This is a genomic window from Bradyrhizobium sp. USDA 4501 (genome assembly GCF_054062115.1).
In genome coordinates this window covers 6,793,436-6,813,968 of the sequence record NZ_JBSSEX010000001.1, presented here as the reverse complement: position 1 = coordinate 6,813,968, position 20,533 = coordinate 6,793,436, and the positions used below count along the sequence as shown (strand labels likewise).

The 20,533-nt window shown below is 65.2% G+C and carries 18 protein-coding genes and 1 pseudogene; 10 read left to right on the top strand and 9 right to left on the bottom strand.

Annotated elements, in window-relative coordinates:
• Positions 1–264: 264 nt before the first annotated feature.
• The 8 genes from ACVWZM_RS31325 to ACVWZM_RS31290 form a co-directional block, all read right to left on the bottom strand.
• Positions 265–1,326: a hypothetical protein gene (locus tag ACVWZM_RS31325; protein ID WP_456855518.1), complete on the bottom strand. Its 1,062-nt coding sequence runs from the start codon at positions 1,324–1,326 to the stop codon at positions 265–267.
• Between the two features lie 184 nt (positions 1,327–1,510).
• The gene (locus ACVWZM_RS31320) at positions 1,511–2,680 is read right to left on the bottom strand and encodes a mandelate racemase/muconate lactonizing enzyme family protein (protein ID WP_076823976.1); all 1,170 of its coding nucleotides are present in this window, start codon (positions 2,678–2,680) and stop codon (positions 1,511–1,513) included.
• A gap of 135 nt (positions 2,681–2,815) precedes the next feature.
• Complete coding sequence (locus ACVWZM_RS31315) at positions 2,816–3,082, bottom strand: DUF3297 family protein (RefSeq protein ID WP_016848389.1); 267 nt, start codon at positions 3,080–3,082, stop codon at positions 2,816–2,818.
• Positions 3,079–3,555 (bottom strand): glutathione peroxidase, encoded by a 477-nt coding sequence (locus tag ACVWZM_RS31310; protein ID WP_456855517.1) that lies wholly within the window; start codon positions 3,553–3,555, stop codon positions 3,079–3,081. Before ACVWZM_RS31310 ends, ACVWZM_RS31315 begins: the two co-directional genes overlap by 4 nt.
• 1 nt (position 3,556) lies before the next feature.
• A complete protein-coding gene (locus ACVWZM_RS31305) occupies positions 3,557–4,948 on the bottom strand; it encodes an amidase family protein (RefSeq protein ID WP_253625785.1) in 1,392 nt (463 codons plus the stop codon).
• 71 nt (positions 4,949–5,019) lie between these two features.
• Positions 5,020–5,586: a c-type cytochrome gene (locus ACVWZM_RS31300; protein WP_253625784.1), complete on the bottom strand. Its 567-nt coding sequence runs from the start codon at positions 5,584–5,586 to the stop codon at positions 5,020–5,022.
• A 111-nt stretch (positions 5,587–5,697) separates the two neighbouring features.
• Positions 5,698–6,969 carry a PQQ-dependent sugar dehydrogenase gene (locus ACVWZM_RS31295; RefSeq protein WP_253625783.1) on the bottom strand — a complete coding sequence of 424 codons (1,272 nt, stop codon included), beginning with the start codon at positions 6,967–6,969 and terminating at the stop codon, positions 5,698–5,700.
• 161 nt (positions 6,970–7,130) lie between these two features.
• Positions 7,131–7,388, bottom strand: a complete 258-nt coding sequence (locus tag ACVWZM_RS31290) for a DUF6894 family protein (RefSeq protein ID WP_028332662.1) — start codon at positions 7,386–7,388, stop codon at positions 7,131–7,133.
• A gap of 326 nt (positions 7,389–7,714) precedes the next feature.
• Between ACVWZM_RS31290 and pqqA the strand changes: the two genes are divergently transcribed.
• From pqqA to pip, 6 genes and pseudogenes are all read left to right on the top strand, one after another.
• Positions 7,715–7,795, top strand: coding sequence for a pyrroloquinoline quinone precursor peptide PqqA (gene pqqA, locus ACVWZM_RS31285; protein ID WP_035635412.1), 81 nt, complete (start codon positions 7,715–7,717; stop codon positions 7,793–7,795).
• A gap of 158 nt (positions 7,796–7,953) precedes the next feature.
• Positions 7,954–8,883 (top strand): pyrroloquinoline quinone biosynthesis protein PqqB, encoded by a 930-nt coding sequence (gene pqqB, locus ACVWZM_RS31280; RefSeq protein ID WP_456855516.1) that lies wholly within the window; start codon positions 7,954–7,956, stop codon positions 8,881–8,883.
• 20 nt (positions 8,884–8,903) lie between these two features.
• Positions 8,904–9,660, top strand: a pseudogene (pqqC, locus tag ACVWZM_RS31275) (pyrroloquinoline-quinone synthase PqqC).
• Between the two features lie 66 nt (positions 9,661–9,726).
• Complete coding sequence (gene pqqD, locus ACVWZM_RS31270; protein ID WP_456855515.1) at positions 9,727–10,035, top strand: pyrroloquinoline quinone biosynthesis peptide chaperone PqqD; 309 nt, start codon at positions 9,727–9,729, stop codon at positions 10,033–10,035.
• Entirely contained in the window at positions 10,032–11,276 is a 1,245-nt protein-coding gene (pqqE, locus tag ACVWZM_RS31265) for a pyrroloquinoline quinone biosynthesis protein PqqE (RefSeq protein ID WP_456782135.1), read from the top strand. Before pqqD ends, pqqE begins: the two co-directional genes overlap by 4 nt.
• The gene (gene pip / locus ACVWZM_RS31260) at positions 11,266–12,237 is read left to right on the top strand and encodes a prolyl aminopeptidase (RefSeq protein ID WP_168856938.1); all 972 of its coding nucleotides are present in this window, start codon (positions 11,266–11,268) and stop codon (positions 12,235–12,237) included. Before pqqE ends, pip begins: the two co-directional genes overlap by 11 nt.
• A 66-nt stretch (positions 12,238–12,303) precedes the next feature.
• Here pip and ACVWZM_RS31255 read toward each other — a convergent pair whose 3' ends face one another.
• Positions 12,304–14,682: a caspase family protein gene (locus tag ACVWZM_RS31255; RefSeq protein ID WP_456782136.1), complete on the bottom strand. Its 2,379-nt coding sequence runs from the start codon at positions 14,680–14,682 to the stop codon at positions 12,304–12,306.
• 184 nt (positions 14,683–14,866) lie between these two features.
• Here ACVWZM_RS31255 and ACVWZM_RS31250 point away from each other — a divergent pair, with 184 nt between their 5' ends.
• The 4 genes from ACVWZM_RS31250 (at position 14,867) to ACVWZM_RS31235 (ending at position 20,496) form a co-directional block, all read left to right on the top strand.
• A complete protein-coding gene (locus ACVWZM_RS31250; RefSeq protein WP_456855514.1) occupies positions 14,867–15,538 on the top strand; it encodes a hypothetical protein in 672 nt (223 codons plus the stop codon).
• 289 nt (positions 15,539–15,827) lie between these two features.
• Positions 15,828–17,627 carry an FAD-dependent oxidoreductase gene (locus tag ACVWZM_RS31245; RefSeq protein WP_456855513.1) on the top strand — a complete coding sequence of 600 codons (1,800 nt, stop codon included), beginning with the start codon at positions 15,828–15,830 and terminating at the stop codon, positions 17,625–17,627.
• A complete protein-coding gene (locus tag ACVWZM_RS31240; protein ID WP_018273082.1) occupies positions 17,597–19,444 on the top strand; it encodes a 2-oxoacid:acceptor oxidoreductase subunit alpha in 1,848 nt (615 codons plus the stop codon). The genes ACVWZM_RS31245 and ACVWZM_RS31240 overlap by 31 nt, the downstream gene beginning before the upstream one ends.
• Positions 19,441–20,496: a 2-oxoacid:ferredoxin oxidoreductase subunit beta gene (locus ACVWZM_RS31235; RefSeq protein WP_057014892.1), complete on the top strand. Its 1,056-nt coding sequence runs from the start codon at positions 19,441–19,443 to the stop codon at positions 20,494–20,496. The genes ACVWZM_RS31240 and ACVWZM_RS31235 overlap by 4 nt, the downstream gene beginning before the upstream one ends.
• The last annotated feature ends 37 nt before the right edge of the window (positions 20,497–20,533 follow it).

The following is a 20,533-nucleotide window of genomic DNA, read 5'->3' as shown; positions in this document are numbered from 1 at the left end:
GCGATGCGCCGTCCTCTAGAGAGGTGCGGCGCTGTGCGTCCAGACGACGGGCGCGAGAAAATTTTTGCGTGACTACGGAATAAAATCGCGACGAATGGACGCGGATATACCTCGCGGCGAGCGCAGGGTTGGAAAAGTCAAGGATGCGAATGGTTTCTGTCGGCTTCCGGATTTGCGCCCGGAAACGAAGAGCGGCGCTTGCGCGCCGCACTTCTTGTAGCAATTCCAGATTGTAGCGATTCTAAAACGATCAGGACGTCGCGGTCATGCGGTTGCGGACCGCGGCCGCAACCCCGCCGGCAGATGCGCATCGATCCAGCCAGTGATCGCACGCTCGTTGCGATGGTAGAGCAGGCCTGCGGCGATCACGGCAATGCCGATCAGCGACAGCGAGAACGGAAACCACAGCGAGTCCTTGAAGACGACGTCGGCGAGATGGCCGAGATAGAGGCAGATGCCGAACGCGCCGAACACCGCATAGGCGCGCCGCATCAAAATCACGGCGATCACGATCAGGCCGACATTGAGCAGGCAGTACACCGCCTTGCTCAATTCGGTTGAGCCTTCGGACGCGCTAATTCCGCCCCAGAACGCCATCAGGCCGAACAGATGCAGCCAGAACGCAAAGTCGCCGTTGCGGCTGCGATAGTCCACGATCCAGGCGACCGCGAGCACGGCAAGCCCGAACCAGATCGACACCCTGCGGCGCATCTCGAAATCGGCGTGAGCCATGCCGCTGAACCACGGCGCCAAGTCCATCGACATGAACCACAGCGCGACCGAGATGATCGCGACGATGAAAGCGAAGCGGTAGTAGCGCAGCGCGACGATGCCGGCGGCGACGGTCGCGATCTCCATGAAGATCCAGCTGCCCTTCACCCAGACGTAGAAGTCCTGCACGGTTCCCGGCTTGCCGAACTTGCCCCACCAGCCAAGCTCGTCCTGGATGCCGTAGACCGCGAGCGGCGCCATCGAGACCGCGATCGCGATCAGCAGGCCGCCGGGAACCCGCAGATTCTTGTCGTGCCAGAGGTAATGACCCGCCACGCTGAACCCGACCGCATAGGCGATCGCGCAGGCCGTCAGCGCCCGGCCGCCCATCTGGGTGAAGGCCAGGGTCGAGAACAGGCCCATGGCACCGATCACGATGAGCGCGCCGGCGTACCAGAGCACATGCGCGGCATCGAATTTGGCGGCGGGACTTGCATCGCCTGCCGAACCTTGCCCGGCGCTGCTCGCCAGGAAAGCGAGCAACCGTTCCAGATCGGCCGGGCTGATCACCCCAGCATTTGCGGCGTCCCGGAGATCCTTGGCTGAATATGGCATGCGGCTATCCTCACGGCCGGTTTTTGCGCCTGCTCCCGATCATCCGGGACTAAAGGCGCCCTGTTCTCATGAGTATATCCAGAAATGAGCAACGTTCAATAATTTATTGAGCAATGCTCACAATATTTTGCGATCAAGCTCGTGCCCACCCGCGCCCGGCGGATCGGCAGTCGCTGGGCCGAACTTAGTCCGCCAGCGCCTTCATCTCCTTGTAGAGATCGGATTTGCCCTCGAAGCCGATGCCGGGAAGGTCGGGCATCACGATGTGGCCACCCTCGACGCGCACGCCGTCCGGGAACCCGCCATAGGGCTGGAACAGGTCGGGGTAGCTCTCATTGCCGCCGAGGCCGAGGCCGGCCGCGATGTTGAGCGACATCTGGTGGCCGCCATGCGGGATGCAGCGGCTCGGCGACCAGCCGTGGGTCTTCAGCACCTCGAGCGTGCGCTGATACTCGCAGAGCCCGTAGGACAGCGCGCAATCGAATTGCAGCCAGTCGCGGTCCGGCCGCATGCCGCCGTAGCGGATCAGGTTCCGCGCATCCTGGTGGCTGAACAGGTTCTCGCCGGTCGCCATCGCCCCCGGATAGAACTCGGCCAGCGCGGCCTGCAGCGCGTAGTCGAGCGGGTCGCCGGCCTCCTCGTACCAGAACAGCGGATACTCGCGCAGCATCTTGGCGTAGGCGATCGCGGTTTCCAGATCGAAGCGGCCGTTGGCGTCGACCGCAAGCTGCGCCGCGCTGCCGATCTCCTTCAGCACCGCCTCGATGCGCTCGCGGTCCTCGGCAAGCGGCGCACCGCCGATCTTCATCTTCACGACGTTGTAGCCGCGGTCGAGATAGCCACGCATCTCCTTGCGCAGCGCGCCGAGGTCCTTGCCAGGATAGTAGTAGCCGCCGGCTGCGTAGACGAAGACGCGCGGATTGGCGGTGAGGCCGTGGCGCTCGGCGAGCAGCCGGAACAGCGGCTTGCCCGCGATCTTCGCCACCGCGTCCCACACCGCCATGTCGATGGTGCCGACCGCGACCGAGCGCTCGCCATGGCCGCCCGGCTTCTCGTTCGACATCAGCGTCGACCAGACCTTGTCCGGATCGAGATTGCCGCCATCGGCATCGAGCAGCAATTTCGGATCGGCTTCCTTGAGGCGCGGCGCAAAGCGCTCGCGGATCAGACCGCCCTGCCCGTAACGGCCGTTGGAATTGAAGCCGTAACCGACCACCCGCTTGCCGTCGCGCACCACGTCGGTGACCACGGCCACCAGGCTCGAGGTCATCTTGGTGAAGTCGATATAGGCGTTGCGGATCGGCGAGGAGATCGGCTTGGTCACCTCGCGGACGTCGACGATACGGACGGACATGGGGGGCTTTCTAAGTTGGGTTTGCCGTCCTCTCCTCGTCATTGCGAGGAGCGAAGCGACGAAGCAATCCATTTCTCAACGAGCGGAGACGTGGATTGCTTCGCTTCGCTCGCAATGACGGCAGAGGAAGCGGCTTCAGGACTTCGCCTTATCCCGGAAATACGGCTCGACCGGCCCGTGCACCTTGATGGTCAGCGGATTGCCGTAACGGTCCTTGGCATTGCCGGCGGTGACGCGGACCCAGCCTTCGCTGATGCAGTACTCCTCGACATTGGTCTTCTCGGCGCCTTTGAAGCGGATGCCGACATCGCGGGCGAGAATATCCGCATTGTAGTACGGGCTGTTCGGATCGACCGAGAGGCGGTCGGGGAATTGGTCGTTGGTGTCGTTGTCGTCGCTCATAGCAGCGCCTCGATGTCCTTCCTCAATCCTTCGGGCCGGGCGGTCGGCGCATGCCGCGCCACGACCTTGCCGGCGCGATCGACCAGGAACTTGGTGAAGTTCCATTTGATCGCGGGCCCGAGCAGGCCCGACTTCTCACGTTTCAGGTGTTCGTACAATGGATGCGCACCTGAGCCATTGACGTCGATCTTGGCGAACATCGGAAACGTGACGGCGTAGTTGGTCTCGCAGAACGCGGCGATCTGCTGCGCATCGCCCGGCTCCTGCGCGCCGAACTGGTTGCAGGGGAAGCCGAGCACGGCGAAGCCGCGCGGCGACAGGCCGGCGTGCAGCTCCTGCAGGCCCTTGTATTGCGGCGTGAACCCGCAGGCGCTCGCCGTGTTCACGATCAGCAGCACCTGGCCCTCGAACCGCTGCAGCGGCACGTCGTCGCCGGCGAGCGACTTGGCGGTGAAATCGTAAACGGTCGCCATCTCAGCTGACCGGATCGATCGGCGACGACGGCGTGCCGCCGGCCTCGACCGCCTCACCAGCGGCAAGGCAGAGATCCTCGCGGTAGCGTCCGGCCACCAGTTGCACGCCGACCGGGATCCGTCCGACGAGACCGGTGGAGACCACGAGCCCGGGAAGCCCCATGAACGGGATCGCAATCTGCGGCAGCTGCGCGTGCCACACCCGCGCGAACGACGCCTCGTCCTTGCGGTCGAGATGGTCGGGGAACGGCAGCTCGCCGGACACCGGCATCAGCAGCACCGGATATTTCTCGAAGAAGGCGAACCATTCGCGCGTCAGGGTCGCGCGGCGGGTCAGTGCCTGCGACAGGTCGAACGGATGCACCCGGGCGCGGACGCCGCGCAGGCAGGCCAGTGCGCCGGGATCGCCCTCGCGCTCGGCGAATGCGAGCTGGGCCTCATAGCCGTCGCCGAGCCAGAGCCGGGTCTGGATCTCGGCCGCCTCGCGCAAGGACGGCGTGTTTGCAATTTCCTCGACGATCCAGCCGGCCTTCTGCAAGCGCTTGCCGGCATCGGCCACCGCGGCGACCACTTCCGGCACCGGATTAAGACCGTCGGGATTGAGGCACATCGCAACGCGCTTCTCGCGCGGCGGGCCTTCGAGCGGCACCGGCGCATACCAGGGGTCGCGATAGTCCGGCGCCGACATCGCCGCGAGCGAGATGCGCAGATCGTTGATGGTGCGCGCCAGCGGGCCCGACACCGCGCTGATCTGCGGGCCGATCGGCCGCTCCGGCAAAGCCGAATTGAAGGCCGGGATACGGCCCATGCTTGGCCGCAGGCCGTGCACGCCGCAGGCATAGGCCGGATAGCGCACCGAGCCGGCGATATCGGTGCCGTGCGCGATGTGGCCGATGCCGGCCGCGACCGCCGAACCCGCGCCGCCGGACGAGCCGCCCGGGGTGATGCCGGGATCGCGCGGGTTCTTGGTGTCGCCGTGAATGAGGTTGGTGGTGAACCAGCGATAGGAGACCGCCGGACAATTGGTGCGGCCGAGCAGCACCGCGCCGGCCTTGCGCAGATTGGCGACCACCGGATTGTCGACCCTGGCGATGACGTCGCGCTGTGCCTTCAGCCCATTGGTGGTGGCGTAGCCCTCCTGGTCGACATTGACCTTGATGGTGACCGGCACGCCGGCGAGCGGCCCGACCGCCTCGCCGCGCGCAATGGCCGCATCGATCTTGGCCGCCTGCGCCAGCACGTCGTCCGGCCGGTGATCGACCACCGCGTTGAGCTTCGGGTTGACCGCGTCGAGCCGGGCGAGCCCCGCCTCCGCAGCCTCCTTCGCCGACACCTTCTTCGATTTGATGAGGCTGGCGAGCTCGGCCGCCGACAGACGCCAAATATCCTGCATGTGCAACTCCGTGTGACGCTCCGTTTTAGCGCCGCGCGGAGAACATGGCCAGCGGTCCGCCGCCTGATGTTTCAGCGGACATGCGCGATGTAATAGGCAAGGTCGCCGATCTGCTCCTTGGTGACCGTTTGCATCACGTCGGCCATGGTGGCGTCATAGCCATGGCGGCTGTTGTCCTTGTATTCGGCCAGCGTCTTGGCGAGGTAGTCCTCGCGCTGGTTGGCGATGCGCGGGACATTCTCCTTGCCGGAGAAATCGGTGTTGTGGCAGCTATTGCAGCGGTTCTGCTGCGCCAGCGCCTGGCCCCGCGCCATCCGCGCCGGATCGCCGGCGTCAGCGGGCGGCGTGGGCTTCGGCAGGGTCGCGATGAAATCCGAGAAGCTGCGCAAATCGTCGTCGGTCAGCGGCTTCGCCATCTCGTTCATCGGGTCGAACACCCGCAGCTTCTCGCGGAACATGAAGAGCTGGATCAGCGCATAGGGCGCCGTCTGGCCGCCAAGCGACGGCGTGTTCTCGGTCTCCGACGTGCCATGCTCGCCATGGCAGGCAAAGCACGCGGCGGCGCGCTCCTGGATGGTCTCGGCATTTGCGGAAAGAGCGGATGCAAACAGGAGCACAGGGATCATGAACTTACGCATCGGCTGCTCCTGACTTTCAGTGTCATTCCGGGGCGCCCGAAGGGCGAACCCGGAATCTCGAGATTCCGGGTCTGGTGCTGTCGCACCAGCCCGGAATGACGTTGGTGGTTGTTACTGATTGGCGACCTTCGGCTTGCCGTAGCTGACGCGATAGACCGCGCCGTTCCAGTCGTCGGAGACCAGCAGCGAGCCGTCCTTCAGCAGCATCACGTCGACCGGGCGGCCGACATACTTGTTGTCTTCGAGGAAGCCGGTCAGGAACGGCTCCATCGACTTCACGGTGCCGTCCTTGTTCAGCCTGACGGCGACCACGTCACCACCCTGCTTCTGCGACTTGTTCCAGGAGCCGTGACGCGCGACGAAGATCACGTTCTTGTAGGTCTTCGGGAACATGCTGCCGGTGTAGAAGCGCATGCCGAGCGACGCGGTATGCGGGCCCATCAGGCCGACCGGCGCGGTGTAGTCCTTGCAGGTCTTGCCCCAGCCGAGCTCCTGGTCGATGATGTTGCCCTGGTAGCAGTACGGCGCGCCGAAATCCTCGCCCGCCTTGGTGATGCGGTTGAGCTCGTCTTCCGGCACCGTCTCCGACAGCCAATCGCGGCCGTTGTCGGTGAAGTACATCTGCTTGTTCTCGGGATTCCAGTCGAAGCCGACCGTGTTGCGCACGCCGAGCGCGTAGACCTCGGCGCCGGAGCCATCGAGATTCATGCGGCGGATCTGGCCGTGGTCGGCATCATGCAGCACGTTGTTGCCGGGCTGTCCGACCGGAACATAAAGCTTGTTGTCGGGACCGACGGCGATGAACTTCCAGCCATGCGCCTCGTCCTTCGGCAGCTTGTCGTAGACGACGGTGGGCTTCGGCGGGTTATCCAGATTGTCCTCGATCTTGTCGATCTTGGAGACCTTCGAGAGTTCGGCGATGTAGAGCGTGCCGTCCTTGAAGGCGACGCCGTTCGGACGATAGAGACCGGAGGCGATCACCTTGACCGAGCGCTTGCCGTCCTTGTTGACGATCGCATAGACCTTGTCGACGAGGCGGCTGCCGACGAACACCGTGCCCTTGTCGCCGAGCGCCAGCGAGCGCGCATTGGCCATGCCGGCCGCATAGACCTCGACATTGAAGCCGGCCGGCACCTTGAGCTTGGCGAGCGGCAGCTTGTCGGGCGCGGACGGCAGCGGCGGCGGCGCCACCGGCGCGAGCTTGGCGGCGGCTTCATTGTCGGGACGCCCGATCAAGGGCGAGCCAGGCGGCAGCGGCTGGGCGGCAGGGGCGGCACCTGCCGCCGGCGCGGCCGGCTGTTGCGCCGCAGCAGAGAGCGTGAACGCCCCGAGCATGACCCCCGCGAGCAGCAAGCTGCGCGGTGCGAACGAGTGTTTTTTCATGAAGATCTCCCCTGGGTGGAAGCCGTTGTTGATTGCGCCATTGACGTCGCCCGGCGCCGTTCGGCTTTCCGTTCATAGTCTTGCGAATTTGTCCGGACAATTGCAATCGGAAGCATGCCGGACATCGGCCAACGCATGGTTGTGGCCGCGCGGGGCCAGCGTCAGTGCCTTGTCATCGAGCGGTCCGGGCGATCGAGGATCGCCTCCGTGAATGGAAACTCCAGCACGACCTCGCCCTCGTCGTCGGTCACCTCGATCACGGCGCTGAGCAGCGCGCCGTCGGCGCCCTCGGTCTTGAGCAGTTCGCGAATCATCGCGCGCGCCATTTCCCACGCACGATCCGGGTCCCGCAGGATTTCGCCGTCGGGATCGGAGATCAGCTCGTCGCCGATACGGGTGTTGAAGAAATAGCGTGGCATCGGCTGAACTCGGCTCGGTTAGTCGCCTCCCGTCGCGGGGAAGCACAGGATCGTCACCGGGACCTTCGGAGGACCGCGGGGCTGCTGTTTACCTATTCCAACATCACCATTCACCGTGTGGCTAACAACAGGAAAAAGGTCTGATGCCACGGGCTTTTGACGGGAAACGCGCGCACAAATTTGTGAGTGGGTAAGATTTGCTTGCCGCAGTGCAGCATGCCCTTCGAGGCGGCACCTTACAGAAAATTTAACTGGCGAACTTTTCCAACCACAGTAGTTTAGCCTGCAGGGCGGAAAGTTCGTCCGGTTGCAACAAGGAGAGCCAAATGGCCTGGAAAGCACCGAAGATCGTTGAAGTGTCGGTCGGCATGGAAATCAACATGTATATGTGCGCAACCCGCAAGTAAGCGGCAGCGCCCTCTACACGTTTAGCGTTTTAGCGCAGGTGGACATCCGGGCGTAACGCGCTCCCGACCAAGGGAGTGTGTTTCAAATCCGGAGTCCACCTCGTAACGTTTCTGGGTCCAACAAACTTCTCCAGGCCAAGCTTCTCAGGGGACGGATCATGCTTCGTGTCGTCGTCCTGGGTGCCGCGGCGGGTGGCGGCGTTCCGCAGTGGAACTGCGGCTGTGCCGTCTGCAGGACGGCGCGAAGCGACCACCCCGAACTGCAGAGCACGCAAGCCTCGATCGCCGTCAGCGGCGATGGTGTGCACTGGTTCCTGGTCAATGCGTCCCCGGATCTGCGCCAGCAGTTGATTGCCACGCCGCAGCTGCATCCGAAGCACGGCGCACTGCGCCATAGTCCGATCGCGGGCGTCATCCTCACCAATGGCGAGATCGACGCGGTCGCCGGGCTATTGTCGATGCGCGAGGGCTCGCCATTTGCGATCTACGCGCATGAGCGGGTGCTCGCGATCCTGCGCGCGAACAGCATCTTCAACGTGCTCAGCGACGAGAACGTCGACCGCCGGCCGATCACGGTCGACCAGGCCTTCGAACCGGCCCTGCCCGACGGATCGCCGTCCGGGCTTGAGGTGCTGCCGTTTGAGGTTCCCGGCAAGGGCGCGTGGTATCTTGAGGGCAAGGCGCATCCGGCGGGCGCCGACGGCGTCGGCGATACGCTCGGCCTGCGTATTGCGGACCGGCGCAGCGGCAAATATTTCTATTTCCTGGCCGCCTGCGCACGGGTGACTGACGACCTGAAATCACGGCTCAAGGGCGCCCCGCTGGTGTTTTTCGATGGCACGGTGTGGCGCGACGACGAACTGATCGCGGCGGGCCTTGGCAACAAGACCGGCCAGGGCATGGGCCACATCGCGATGTCGGGCGATCAGGGTGCGATCGAAAGCCTCGCCGGGCTCGACATCGGACGAAAAGTGTTTTTGCATATCAACAACTCCAACCCGGCGCTGCTTGGGACCTCGGCCGAACGCAAGGCGGCCGAACAGGCGGGCTGGCAGATTCCCTCCGACGGAACGGAGATCGTGCTGTGAATGTCGTGCTGACCTCAGGAATGACCGCGCTCTCGATCGGCAAGGGCATCACGCTCGACACTGCCGAGGAGATGGAGGCGACGCTGCGCACGATCGGTGCCACGCGGTATCACAGCCTGCACCCGTTCCACCGCCCTGCTGCACGGCGGCAAGCTCAACAAGGGCCAGGTCCAGGCCTGGGCGCTGAACCGCTATTACTACCAGAGCACGATCCCGCTGAAGGACGCGATGGTGATCTCGCGCTTCCGCGACCGCAACACAAGGATCGAATGGCGCCACCGCATCGAGGATCACGACGGCGATCTCGGCAATGAAGGCGGCATCGAGCGCTGGCTGAAGCTGACCGAAGGCCTCGGCCTCGACACGGCTTACGTGGAGTCCACCGAAGGCATTCTGCCGGCGACGCGCTTCGCCGTCGAAGCCTATGTGCATTTCTGCCGCGATCGCACGCCGCTGGAGGCGATCGCCTCCTCGCTCACCGAACTGTTCGCGCCGAACCTGCACGAGGAGCGCATCTCGGGGATGCTGAAGCATTACGACTTCGTCAACCCCGACATCATGAGCTATTTCAGCCGCCGCCTGACCCAGGCGCCGCGCGACGCCGGCTTTGCGCTTGATTATGTCAAGCAGCACGCCAAGACGCCGGCGGAGCGCGAAGCGGTCTGCAACGCGCTGATCTTCAAGACCAACGTGCTGTGGGTGCAGCTCGACGCGCTGTATCATGCGTATGTCGACGGCCAGATTCCGCCCGGCGCGTTCGTGCCGAAGACAGGTTAGAGCATGATCCGGAAAAGTGGGAGCCGGTTTTCCGAAAGATCATGCTCAGACAAAGAGACTTAGATCATGGCCAGCCGCAACATCAGCGTCAGCGAGACCAGCCGGCCGAAACTGCCGCGCCATACCAAGCTGAAATTCGACGAGACGCGGCAGGTCTGGGTGATCCTGGCGCCGGAGCGCGTGCTGGCGCCGGACGACATCGCGGTCGAGGTGCTGCAGCTGTGTGACGGCGTGCGCAGTGTCGCCGAGATGGTGGACCAGCTCGCCGAAAAATACGCCGCCCCACGCGAGGCGATCGCGACCGACGTGATCGCGATGCTGCAGGATCTGGCCGACAAGGGTTTTCTCACCGAAGCGCGCGAGAGCACAGCATGAGCGACACGCTGGCCGACACCAAGACGACAGCGCCGGGCCCGAGCGCAGCCCCAAGCGATGGGCTCGCCGTGCTGGAGAGCCGCCGCTCGGCGGCCGAGACCTACGGCATTCCCCTTGCGGTGCTGCTCGAGATCACCCACCGCTGCCCGCTGCAATGCCCCTACTGCTCGAACCCGGTCGAGCTCGACCGCGGCTCGACCGAGCTCACCACCGACGAATGGAAGAAGGTGCTGAGCGAGCTTGCCGAGCTCGGCGTGCTGCAGATCCATTTCTCCGGCGGCGAGCCGACCGCGCGCAAGGACATCGTCGAGCTGGTGCAGCACGCGACCGATGTCGGGCTCTATTCCAACCTGATCACCTCGGCCGTGCTGTTGACCAGGGACAAGCTTTCGGCGCTGGCCGACGCCGGCCTCAGCCATGTGCAGATCAGTTTTCAGGGCAACGAGCCCAACGTCGCCGACCGCGTGGCCGGGCTGAAGGACGCGCACAAGAAGAAGCTCGAGGTCGCCAAATGGACGCGCGAGCTGGAATTGCCGCTCACGGTGAATGCGGTGATGCACCGGCAGAACCTGCATCAGCTGACCGACATCATCCAGATGGCGGTCGACCTCGACGCCGACCGGCTCGAGGTCGCCAACGTGCAGTATTACGGCTGGGCGCTGAAGAACCGTGCCGCGCTGATGCCGACGATCGAGCAGATCGAGGAGACCAGCCGCATCGTCGAGGAAGCCCAAATGCGCCTGAAGGGCACGCTTGCGATCGACTATGTGGTGCCGGATTACTACGCGCTGCGGCCGAAGAAATGCATGGGCGGCTGGGGCCGCCAGTTCTTCAACATCTCGCCGGCCGGCAAGGTGCTGCCGTGCCACGCCGCCGAAAGCATCACCGGGCTTGAATTCGAATCGGTGCGCTCGAATCATTCGATCGCCTGGATCTGGCAGAACTCGGAGGCCTTCAACCGCTATCGCGGCACCGGCTGGATGCCGGAGCCGTGCAAGAGTTGCGAATTCCGCGAGATCGATTACGGCGGCTGCCGCTGCCAGGCCTTTGCGCTGACCGGCGATGCCGGCAACACCGACCCGGCCTGCGCGCTGTCGCCGCGACACGAGGAGATCTTCAAGCAGGCCGAGCAGGAATCCGCCGGCACGCAGAACCGCTTCCTGTATCGTAACTTCGCCGGCGGCACGTTGGAGACGGACGCCCCCCGGAACGAATCCCAGGACAAGCGCAATGGCGCCTGACGCCGACGTCGGCAAGGCCGCGAGGCGTGCCGATCCCTTTGCGCCGCTGACGTCGGAATGGCTCGACGTCGGCGATGGCCACGATCTCCATGTCGAGAGCGTCGGGCGCGAGGGTGGCATTCCCGCGGTCTATCTGCATGGCGGCCCCGGTAGCGGCTGCCAGCCCGATCATCGCCGGCTGTTCGATCCCGAGCGCTTTCACGCCGTGCTGTTCGACCAGCGCGGCTGCGGCCGCAGCCGGCCGAAGGGCAGCCGCGACAACAACACGACGCAGCACCTGATCGCGGACATGGAGAAGATCCGCGAGCGCTTCGGCTTCGCGCGCTGGATGGTGGTCGGCGGCTCCTGGGGCGCGACGCTGGCGCTGGCTTATGCGCAGGCCCATCCCGAGCGGGTCAGCGGGCTCGCACTGCGCGCGACGTTTCTCGGCACAGCCGAGGAGCTGGACGACGTTTTCCTGCGCGCCCTGCCGCGCTTCTATCCCGCCCTCCACGAGGACTTCCTCAACTTCCTGCCCGAGAGCGAGCGCGCAGCACCGCTTGCGGCCTATTATCGCCGCATCCTCGATCCCGACGCCGCCGTGCATGCGCCGGCCGCGCGCGCCTGGCACGACACCGAACGCGCGTTGTCGGAGCACACGCCGAAGCAGACGCGGCTCGATCTCAAGGCCTCAGGCGCCCTGCCCTCGACGCCGTTCATGGAGGCGCACTACTTCGCCAACGATTGCTTCATGCGGCCGCATCAATTGATGAGTGAGGCCGGCAAGCTCGCCGGCATTCCCGGCATCCTGGTGCAGGGCCGCTACGATCTGTTGTGCCCGCCCGCAACATCGCACGCGCTCGCCGCGCGCTGGCCGGGCAGCGAGGTCCGCATCATCGATGGCGCCGGCCACATCCTCTACGATCCCGGCATCCGCAACGCCGTGATGAAGGCGATCGCCGACCTCGCGGCCAAGCGCTAGACCGCCGCCGGAACGCACCCGACGTCAAGGAGCCGGTGAAGAACTCGACCGGCTCCCTTGCTTCCCTCAATGTTTGCACTTGCCGGGAGGACATGCCGGCGCTGCCCGTGGCGCGGCCGCGGGCCTTGGCGGCGCCGCCATCCGCGGTGGCGGCGCTGCATGTTGCACCTGCATCGCCGGCCGAGGCGGCGGCGCGGCGCGCGGAGCCGGTGCCGGCGCCGGACGCGGCGGCAAAGCCGCAGCACGAGGTGGCGGGGCAACCGGCCGCGGCGGGGGAGCCGCAGCCCGCACGGGCGGAGCTGCGGCATGGACCGGCGGAGCTGCCGCATGCGCCGGCGCGGGCCGGGAGACCGGCGCCGGCGACACTGCGGCGCGCGCGGGTGCCGGGTGCGCCGCCGGCGTCGGCCGTGTCGACATCGCGCTGTTCGCCGGCGACGGCGCCGCCGAGGGCTTCACGTTTGCGGTCGGCGCGGTCGCCGCATGCGGAAGCGGTTGCGCACCTGGCTTGCCGGCGGCCGCGGGTGAGGCGGGCGCGTTTGTCGCCGGCGCGGCACCGGGCTTGGCCGGAGGAGCAGGCTGCGCATTGGCAGGCGCCATGGCAGTCGCCGGCTTGCCCGGCACCACCGCATTCGGCTTTGCGCCAGGTTGCGCGGCGCCGGGTTGTGCGGCTCCCGGCGGCACAGCGCCATGCTGCATGGCATTGGCCGGTGCGGTCGCCGACTGCGGCAGCGGCGGTCCATTTTTCGCGCCCGGCAGGGTATGCGCACCCGGCGTGCCCGGCGCGCCCATCGCATTCGGAGCGGCGGCAGCATTCGGAGTGGCAGCAGCGTTCGGCGCCGCGGCAGCGTTCGGTGCGGCGCGCGGAGCTCCCATCGCCGCGCCCTGCGCGGGCGTCGCGCCTTGCGGAGCGCCCGGCAGATTGGCGCGCTGCATCGCCGCGGCCGGCAGTCGCGGTGCCGCCGTCACCGGCGCGCCGCCCATCGCCGCCGTCACCCCGGCCGCATGGAGCTGCGCCGGCGTCGGGTTGGGATTGTTGATGACCGTGTTGATGACCGTGGTGTTGTGGATGTTGTTGAACACGATGTTGTTCTGCGGCGGCACGACATAGGCCGGTGCGGCGACATAGGCCGGCATCGCCACGAACATCGGCGTCGGCAGCACGTACAGGCCGATCGGCGGCGGCGGTGGCGGCAGCACGACGAAGTCCGGCGGCGGCGGCGGCAGGAAGAACACCGGCGGCGGCGGTGGCGGCGCGAAGGCGAACACCGGATCGCTGTAATACAGCACCGGGCGGTCGACATAGTCGATCTCGTCGGGCGGCGGCGGCGGCACGTCGTAGTCGAGCACCGTGAACTGCGCCGGCGGCTCCAGCGCGGCCGACAGATAGGCGAGCCGGCGCCGGCAGTCGTAGGCATGCGGCCCGCGCGGATAGCGCCGCAGATACGACCAATACGCATCAGTCGAGTCGGCGTTGTAGGTGCGCCGCCAGGTGATCGCCTCGCGCCGCGCCGCCACGATCGCGCGCACGCGCTTGGCCAGCGGATCGTTCGGATAGGCCTGCAGGTAATCCTCGTAGCCCTGCAGCGTGTCGCGCTCCAGCGCCGCGGCGTAGGCATCCTGCGCCGAGAAATCGCGGATCGGCTTGGTGCGCAGCCCGGCATCGACCTGCTGCGGCGGCGCGTCCGGCTTGCGCTCGAAGAACATGAAGGGCGCGTCGACCTTGTGCGCATCCCACGGGATCTCGGCGCCCTTGGTCATCTCGTTGACCCGCAGGCGGACGCGGTCGAACACCTCGGGCAGAGTCAGGCCGCCGGTGCGGATCATTTCCGCCAGTGCTTGCGCGTAAGGCCCGTAGGGCGGCGCACCGTCAGGAGCAACGGTGCCGGGCGCCGAGTTGAAGGCGATCAGCATCTTCGGATCGGGATCGACCAGCGCAAGACCGCCGGCCAGCGGCTGGCCTTCCTTGGCGAAGGGATTGCTGCGCGCCGCATCGAGCACGATCACGCCAGCCTTGATCGGCAGCGCCGAGAGTTGGTGGCTGTAGTCGGAGATGCGGATCGCCTCGACCGGCACGTCGGTGTCGCGGGCAATCTTGGCATCGACCGGCACGAAATAGTTCTCGCCGGTGAGCTGCACGCCGTAACCGGCGAGATAGACGAAGGCGACGGCATTGGGCCCCGCCTCCTGCACCTTCTGGATGAAATCGCGGAACGATTTGCGCAGCGTCTCGCCGTCGAGATCGCGTGCGCCGATCACGTCGAAGCCGGCGGCCTGCAAGGTCTGCGCGATCAGACCGGCGTCGTTCGCGGCGGTCTGCAACGCGCCGGCCTCATAGGCGCCGTTGCCGACGACAAGTGCGAGACGCTTTTCCTGATCCTGCGCATGCACGGGAAGCGAGGCGAGCGACACCAGACCGACGATCAATGCCCACAGAATGCGTGCCATGGTGGTCGTCCCTTTTCTTCTCGAGAGTTGGCGTAACGAATGAAATGCTACCTCTGTGAACCGGTGCTGAACAGCATTGCAGCAATTGTGGCAATCCTTGGTCTGTGGTGACGGGAACCGGCTTCCCTGGTTTGCGCGATCAGGCGATATTGCGCGGATAAAACAGGCAAAAAAGGAGCACTCGATGCCAATCGCCGGACAAGGCATGCTGCTGACTTCGATGGATATCGACAGCTTGCACGAAGCTGAATTCAATCGCTGGTACGACCGCGAGCATCTCGAGGAACGGGTCGCCATCGACGGCTTTCTGGAAGCCCGCCGCTACGTCGCCCATGACGGCAAGCCGAAATATCTCAGCCTCTACTCGACCGCGACCTTCGATGTGCTCGAGAGCCCGGCCTATCGCAAGGCGCTCGCCAACCAGACCGACTGGTCGAAGGCCAATATCGCGCGCTTTCAGAACATGATCCGCGGGGTCGCGCGCATCACGATCAGCCGCGGCGTCGGCAGGGGCGCAGCGCTCGGCATCATCCGCCTGCGCCCGCCCGCCGAAGGCGCGGACAAACTTCGCGCTGCATTGCGGGAGCAACTCGATCCAGCTTCGCGCGACGGCATCATCTCGATGCACCTTCTGGAGAACGACCCTGATCTGTCGAAACCGCTCACGCCGGATGCGGCGAAACCCGATCCCGGGGCCGGCGACTGGTTCGTGCTGATCGACGCCACCGACGTCGGCGCGATCCCCGCAGCGGCCGCAGGCATCACCGGCAATGCAGCCTTGAAGCCGCTCGTGGTCACCAGCGGCGTCTACAGGCTGTTGTGGGATATCGCGAAGAGCGACCTTCCGCGCGAGTAAGCCTGATCCGAAAGCGTGCGAAGCGCTTTCCCGAAAAACATCTTCTCAAGCAAACGTGGCGGTGCAGATCATGCTGCACCGCCACATAACGCAATCGAGATTAACGCTACACGCGCATCAGCCGCGCGAAAGCTGATGATCGGACAATTTAGCCTTTGCCTTCTCTGGAACGGCTCTAATAAGATAAGCCTATGATCCAATTCAAAAACCAGAACAACGCCACGTGAGCGTTCGTCGTCAACGATAAGGCCGCGCGGGTCTGGCATTTTCGCGCGGGTCAAAGGTAGGAATGAAACCGACTGATATCTCGGCGCCTGACTACTTCCACAAAGTAGTCGATTGCCAATGGGCCTGTCCCGCACACACACCCGTTCCCGAGTACATCCGGTTGATTGCTGAGGGGCGTTACAGCGACGCCTACATGATCAATTGGAAGTCCAACGTGTTCCCCGGCATTCTCGGGCGCACCTGCGACCGTCCATGCGAGCCAGCATGCCGCCGCGGCCGGGTCGAGGACAACCCGGTCGCGATCTGCCGCCTGAAGCGCGTCGCAGCCGACTTCAAGGACGACATCAAGCATCGGCTGCCGAAGCCCGGGCCGAAGAACGGCAAGCGCATCGCGCTGGTCGGCGGCGGCCCTGCCTCGCTCGCCGTGGCGCGCGATCTCGCGCCGCTCGGCTATCACTGCACCGTGTTCGACGGCGATCCCAAGGCCGGCGGCATGATGCGCAGCCAGATTCCGAAATTCCGCCTGCCCGACAGCGTGATCGACGAGGAGACCGACTACATCCTGAACCTCGGTGTCGAGTTCAGGGGTGGTCAGCGCGTCGACAGCCTGAAGCAGCTGCTCGCCGAGAACTATGACGCGATCTTTGTCGGCTCTGGCGCACCGCGCGGCCGCGAGCTCGACATCCCCGGCCGCAAGGAGGGCGCCGCCAACATCCATATCGGCATCGAGTGGCTGGCCAACGTGTCGTTCGGCCACGTCGACAAGATCGGCCGCCGCGTCATCGTGCTCGGCGGCGGCAACACGGCGATGGATTGCTGCCGCACCGCGCGCCGCCTCGGCGGCGAAAGCGTCAAGGTGATTGTCCGCTCCGGCTTCGAGGAAATGAAGGCTTCGCCGTGGGAGAAGGAAGACGCGCTTCACGAGGACATCCCGATCCTGAACTACATGGTGCCGGTGGCGTTCAAGCATGTGGCCGGCAAGCTGATCGGCGTTACCTTCCAGAAGGTGAAGGCGGAGTACGACGCCACGGGCCGCCGCAATCTGGTGCCCTCGGGCGAGCCTGACGAGACCGTGCCCTGCGACGATGTGCTCGTTGCGGTCGGCCAGGAGAACGCGTTCCCCTGGATCGAAGCCGATTGCGGCATCGAATTCGACAAGTGGCACATGCCGAAGGTCGATCCCAAGACGTTTGTCTCGACCAATCCGAAGGTGTTCTTCGGCGGCGATGCGGCGTTCGGGCCGAAGAACATCATCTGGGCGGTGGCGCATGGCCACGACGCCGCGCTCTCCATTCACCGATTGCTGTCCGGCGAGGACATCAACGAGCGCCCGCTGCCCGAGGTGCACGTCTCCTCGCAGAAGATGGGCATCCACGAGTGGAGCTACGACAACGACATCTCCGCCGACAAGCGCTTCAAGGTGCCGCATCGCGACAAGGTGGTCGCGCTGAAGGACATCCGCGCCGAGGTCGAGCTCGGCTACGACCTCAAGCTCGCGCTCGGCGAGGCGCAGCGCTGCCTGAATTGCGACGTGCAGACGGTGTTTTCCGCGCCGCTCTGCATCGAATGCGACGCCTGCGTCGACATCTGTCCGATGGACTGCATCAGCTTCACCGAGAACGGTGAGGAGGATGATTTGCGGCAGCGGCTGAAAGCGCCCTCGCCGCATCACGACCAGGCGCTCTACGTCTCCGGCGACCTCAAGACCGGCCGCGTCATGGTGAAGGACGAAGACGTCTGCCTGCATTGCGGGCTGTGTGCCGAGCGCTGCCCGACCGGCGCCTGGGACATGCAGAAGTACCTCATCGATATGGTTCAAGCGGGATCAACATGTCAGTCCAAAGCCCGATCAGCAGCGTAAACGACTTCGTCGTCCGCTTCGCCAACGTCAACGGTTCGGGCTCAGCTTCCGCCAACGAACTGTTCGCGCGCTCGATTCTGCGCCACGGCGTGCCGGTCTCGCCACGCAACATCTTCCCGTCCAACATCCAGGGCTTGCCGACCTGGTATGAGGTGCGCGTCACCGAGGACGGCCATCTCGGCGCCCGCGGCGGCGTCGACTTGATGGTGGCGATGAACCCGCAGACCTGGGACAAGGACGTCGCCTCGATCGAGCCCGGCGGCTATCTGTTCTACGATTCGACCAAGCCGATGCCGTCGTCGAAATTCCGCGAGGACATCACCGTCATCGGCGTGCCGCTGACCGCGATCACCAACTCGACCTACACCGATCCCAGGCAGCGCCAGCTGTTCAAGAACATCATCTATCTCGGCGCGCTCTGCGCCCTGCTCGACCTCGATCCCAAGCTGGTCGAGCAGCTGATCGGCGAGCAGTACAAGGGCAAGGAGAAGCTGCTGTCCTCCAACGTCCATGCGCTGCATCTCGGCCGCGACTGGGCGCTGCAAAACCTGAAATGTCCGCTCGGGCTGCGGGTGAAGAAGTCCGACAAGGTCGGCGACCGCATCTTCGTCGAAGGCAACAGCGCGGCCGCGCTCGGCGCCGTCTATGGCGGCGCCACCGTGTGCGCGTGGTATCCGATCACACCGTCATCATCGGTGGCGGAAGCCTTCACCAGCCACTGCAAGAAGTACCGCCACGATCCCGAAACCGGCAAGGCGAAATACGCCATCGTGCAGGGCGAGGACGAACTCGCCTCGATCGGCATCGTGATCGGCGCCTCCTGGAACGGCGCACGGGCCTTCACCGCGACCTCGGGTCCCGGCATCTCGCTGATGACCGAGTTCATCGGCCTGTCCTATTTCGCCGAGATCCCGGCCGTGATCATGAACATCCAGCGCGCCGGCCCTTCGACGGGCATGCCGACCCGCACCCAGCAATGCGACGTGATCGCCTGCGCCTATGCCTCGCACGGAGATACCAAGCACGTGCTGCTGTTCCCGGAAGATCCGGCGGAGGCGTTCGAGTTCGCCGCGGCCGCCTTCGACCTCGCCGAGCGGCTGCAGACCACGATCTTCCTGATGCTCGATCTCGACATCGGCATGAACCACCGGCTGTGCCGCCCGCTGAAGTGGGACGACGCCAAGCAATACGACCGCGGCAAGGTGATGACGGCGGAGATGCTCGAGGAAGGCCGCGACTTCGGCCGCTATCTCGACGTCGACGGCGACGGCATCCCCTATCGCACCTATCCCGGCACGCATCCGACCAAGGGTTCCTACTTCACCCGCGGCACCTCGCGCGACCGCTACGCGCGCTATTCCGAGGAAGGCGCGGTCTACGCCGACAACATGCAACGCCTGGTGCGCAAGTTCGAGACCGCGCAGGACATGGTGCCGCGGCCGCTGCAGGCCAATGCGGCGAAGCCGACCAAATACGGAGTGATCTATTTCGGCTCGACCTCGCCCGCGATGGACGAGGCGATCGGGATCCTGGAGGCGCGCGGCCATCAGCTCGACCGCATGCGCATCCGCGCCTTCCCGTTCCACTCCAGCGTCGCGAGCTTTATCGCCGACCACGACTTCGTCTACGTGGTCGAGCAGAACCGCGACGCGCAGCTTCGCCAGCTGATCGTCAACGAGAACGGCATCGACCCCGTCAGGCTGGTGCCGATCCTGCACTATGACGGCACGCCGATCACCGCGCGCTTCATCGCGGGCGCGATCGGCGACCACCAGGATCATCTCAAGGTGACCCCTCTCCGCAAGGCCGTGACATGACCTACATTGCAAAGCCGAAGTTTCATCATCCCGGCCTGAAGAAGAACGAGCTGGGCTATACCCACCGCGACTATGAGGGGAAGATCTCGACGCTGTGCGCCGGCTGCGGTCACGATTCGATCACCGCCTCGATCATCGAGGCCTGCTACGAGCTCTCGATCGAGCCGCACCGGGTGGCGAAGATTTCCGGCATCGGCTGCTCGTCGAAGACGCCGGACTATTTCCTCGGCAATTCGCACGGCTTCAACTCGGTGCACGGCCGCATGCCGTCGGTCCTGACCGGCGCCAACCTCGCCAACCGCGACCTGATCTATCTCGGCGTCTCCGGCGACGGCGATTCCGCCTCGATCGGCTTCGGCCAGTTCGCGCATTCGATCCGGCGCGCCGTCAACATGACCTACATCGTCGAGAACAACGGCGTGTACGGCCTGACCAAGGGCCAGTTCTCGGCCACCGCCGACCGCGGCTCGAAGTCCAAGAAGGGTGTCGTCAATACCGACAACGCGATCGACCTGGTCGCGATCGCGCTGCAGCTCGGGGCCACATTCGTGGCGCGCTCTTTCTCCGGCGATAAGACCCAGCTGGTGCCGCTGATCGCGGCTGCGATCCGCCACCAGGGCGCGTCCTTCATCGACGTGATCAGCCCCTGCATCGCCTTCAACAACCACGCCGGCTCGACCAAGAGTTTTGACTATGTCCGCGAGCACAATGACGCGGTGAATCGCCTCGACGTGCTGGTCGGCCGCGATCCGATCAGCGTCGACTATGCGCCCGGCACCGTTCAGGTGGTCGAGCAGCATGACGGCTCCAGACTGGCGCTGCGCAAGCTCGACGCCGATTACGATCCGCATGATCGTCTGGGCGCGATGACCTTCCTGCAGAAGCACGCGGCCAAGGGCCAGATCGTCACTGGCCTGCTCTATGTCGATCCGGATGCCGAGGATCTGCACACCCATCTCGACACCGTCGAGACGCCGCTCAACACGCTCGACGAACAAGCGCTGTGCCCGGGTTCAGCCGTGCTGGACAAGATCAACGCCAGCCTGCGCTGAGCAGTGGCAGCACACTCCGTGTCGTCCCTGCTCCCGT

Excerpts from the sequence above, each read along its gene's own strand:
- ACVWZM_RS31325 (WP_456855518.1), bottom strand. The coding sequence starts at position 1,326 with ATGCCATATTCAGCCAAGGATCTCCGGGACGCCGCAAATGCTGGGGTG.
- ACVWZM_RS31320 (WP_076823976.1), bottom strand. The coding sequence starts at position 2,680 with ATGTCCGTCCGTATCGTCGACGTCCGCGAGGTGACCAAGCCGATCTCC.
- ACVWZM_RS31315 (WP_016848389.1), bottom strand. The coding sequence starts at position 3,082 with ATGAGCGACGACAACGACACCAACGACCAATTCCCCGACCGCCTCTCG.
- ACVWZM_RS31310 (WP_456855517.1), bottom strand. The coding sequence starts at position 3,555 with ATGGCGACCGTTTACGATTTCACCGCCAAGTCGCTCGCCGGCGACGAC.
- ACVWZM_RS31305 (WP_253625785.1), bottom strand. The coding sequence starts at position 4,948 with ATGCAGGATATTTGGCGTCTGTCGGCGGCCGAGCTCGCCAGCCTCATC.
- ACVWZM_RS31300 (WP_253625784.1), bottom strand. The coding sequence starts at position 5,586 with ATGCGTAAGTTCATGATCCCTGTGCTCCTGTTTGCATCCGCTCTTTCC.
- ACVWZM_RS31295 (WP_253625783.1), bottom strand. The coding sequence starts at position 6,969 with ATGAAAAAACACTCGTTCGCACCGCGCAGCTTGCTGCTCGCGGGGGTC.
- ACVWZM_RS31290 (WP_028332662.1), bottom strand. The coding sequence starts at position 7,388 with ATGCCACGCTATTTCTTCAACACCCGTATCGGCGACGAGCTGATCTCC.
- pqqA (WP_035635412.1), top strand. The coding sequence starts at position 7,715 with ATGGCCTGGAAAGCACCGAAGATCGTTGAAGTGTCGGTCGGCATGGAA.
- pqqB (WP_456855516.1), top strand. The coding sequence starts at position 7,954 with ATGCTTCGTGTCGTCGTCCTGGGTGCCGCGGCGGGTGGCGGCGTTCCG.
- pqqD (WP_456855515.1), top strand. The coding sequence starts at position 9,727 with ATGGCCAGCCGCAACATCAGCGTCAGCGAGACCAGCCGGCCGAAACTG.
- pqqE (WP_456782135.1), top strand. The coding sequence starts at position 10,032 with ATGAGCGACACGCTGGCCGACACCAAGACGACAGCGCCGGGCCCGAGC.
- pip (WP_168856938.1), top strand. The coding sequence starts at position 11,266 with ATGGCGCCTGACGCCGACGTCGGCAAGGCCGCGAGGCGTGCCGATCCC.
- ACVWZM_RS31255 (WP_456782136.1), bottom strand. The coding sequence starts at position 14,682 with ATGGCACGCATTCTGTGGGCATTGATCGTCGGTCTGGTGTCGCTCGCC.
- ACVWZM_RS31250 (WP_456855514.1), top strand. The coding sequence starts at position 14,867 with ATGCCAATCGCCGGACAAGGCATGCTGCTGACTTCGATGGATATCGAC.
- ACVWZM_RS31245 (WP_456855513.1), top strand. The coding sequence starts at position 15,828 with ATGAAACCGACTGATATCTCGGCGCCTGACTACTTCCACAAAGTAGTC.
- ACVWZM_RS31240 (WP_018273082.1), top strand. The coding sequence starts at position 17,597 with ATGTCAGTCCAAAGCCCGATCAGCAGCGTAAACGACTTCGTCGTCCGC.
- ACVWZM_RS31235 (WP_057014892.1), top strand. The coding sequence starts at position 19,441 with ATGACCTACATTGCAAAGCCGAAGTTTCATCATCCCGGCCTGAAGAAG.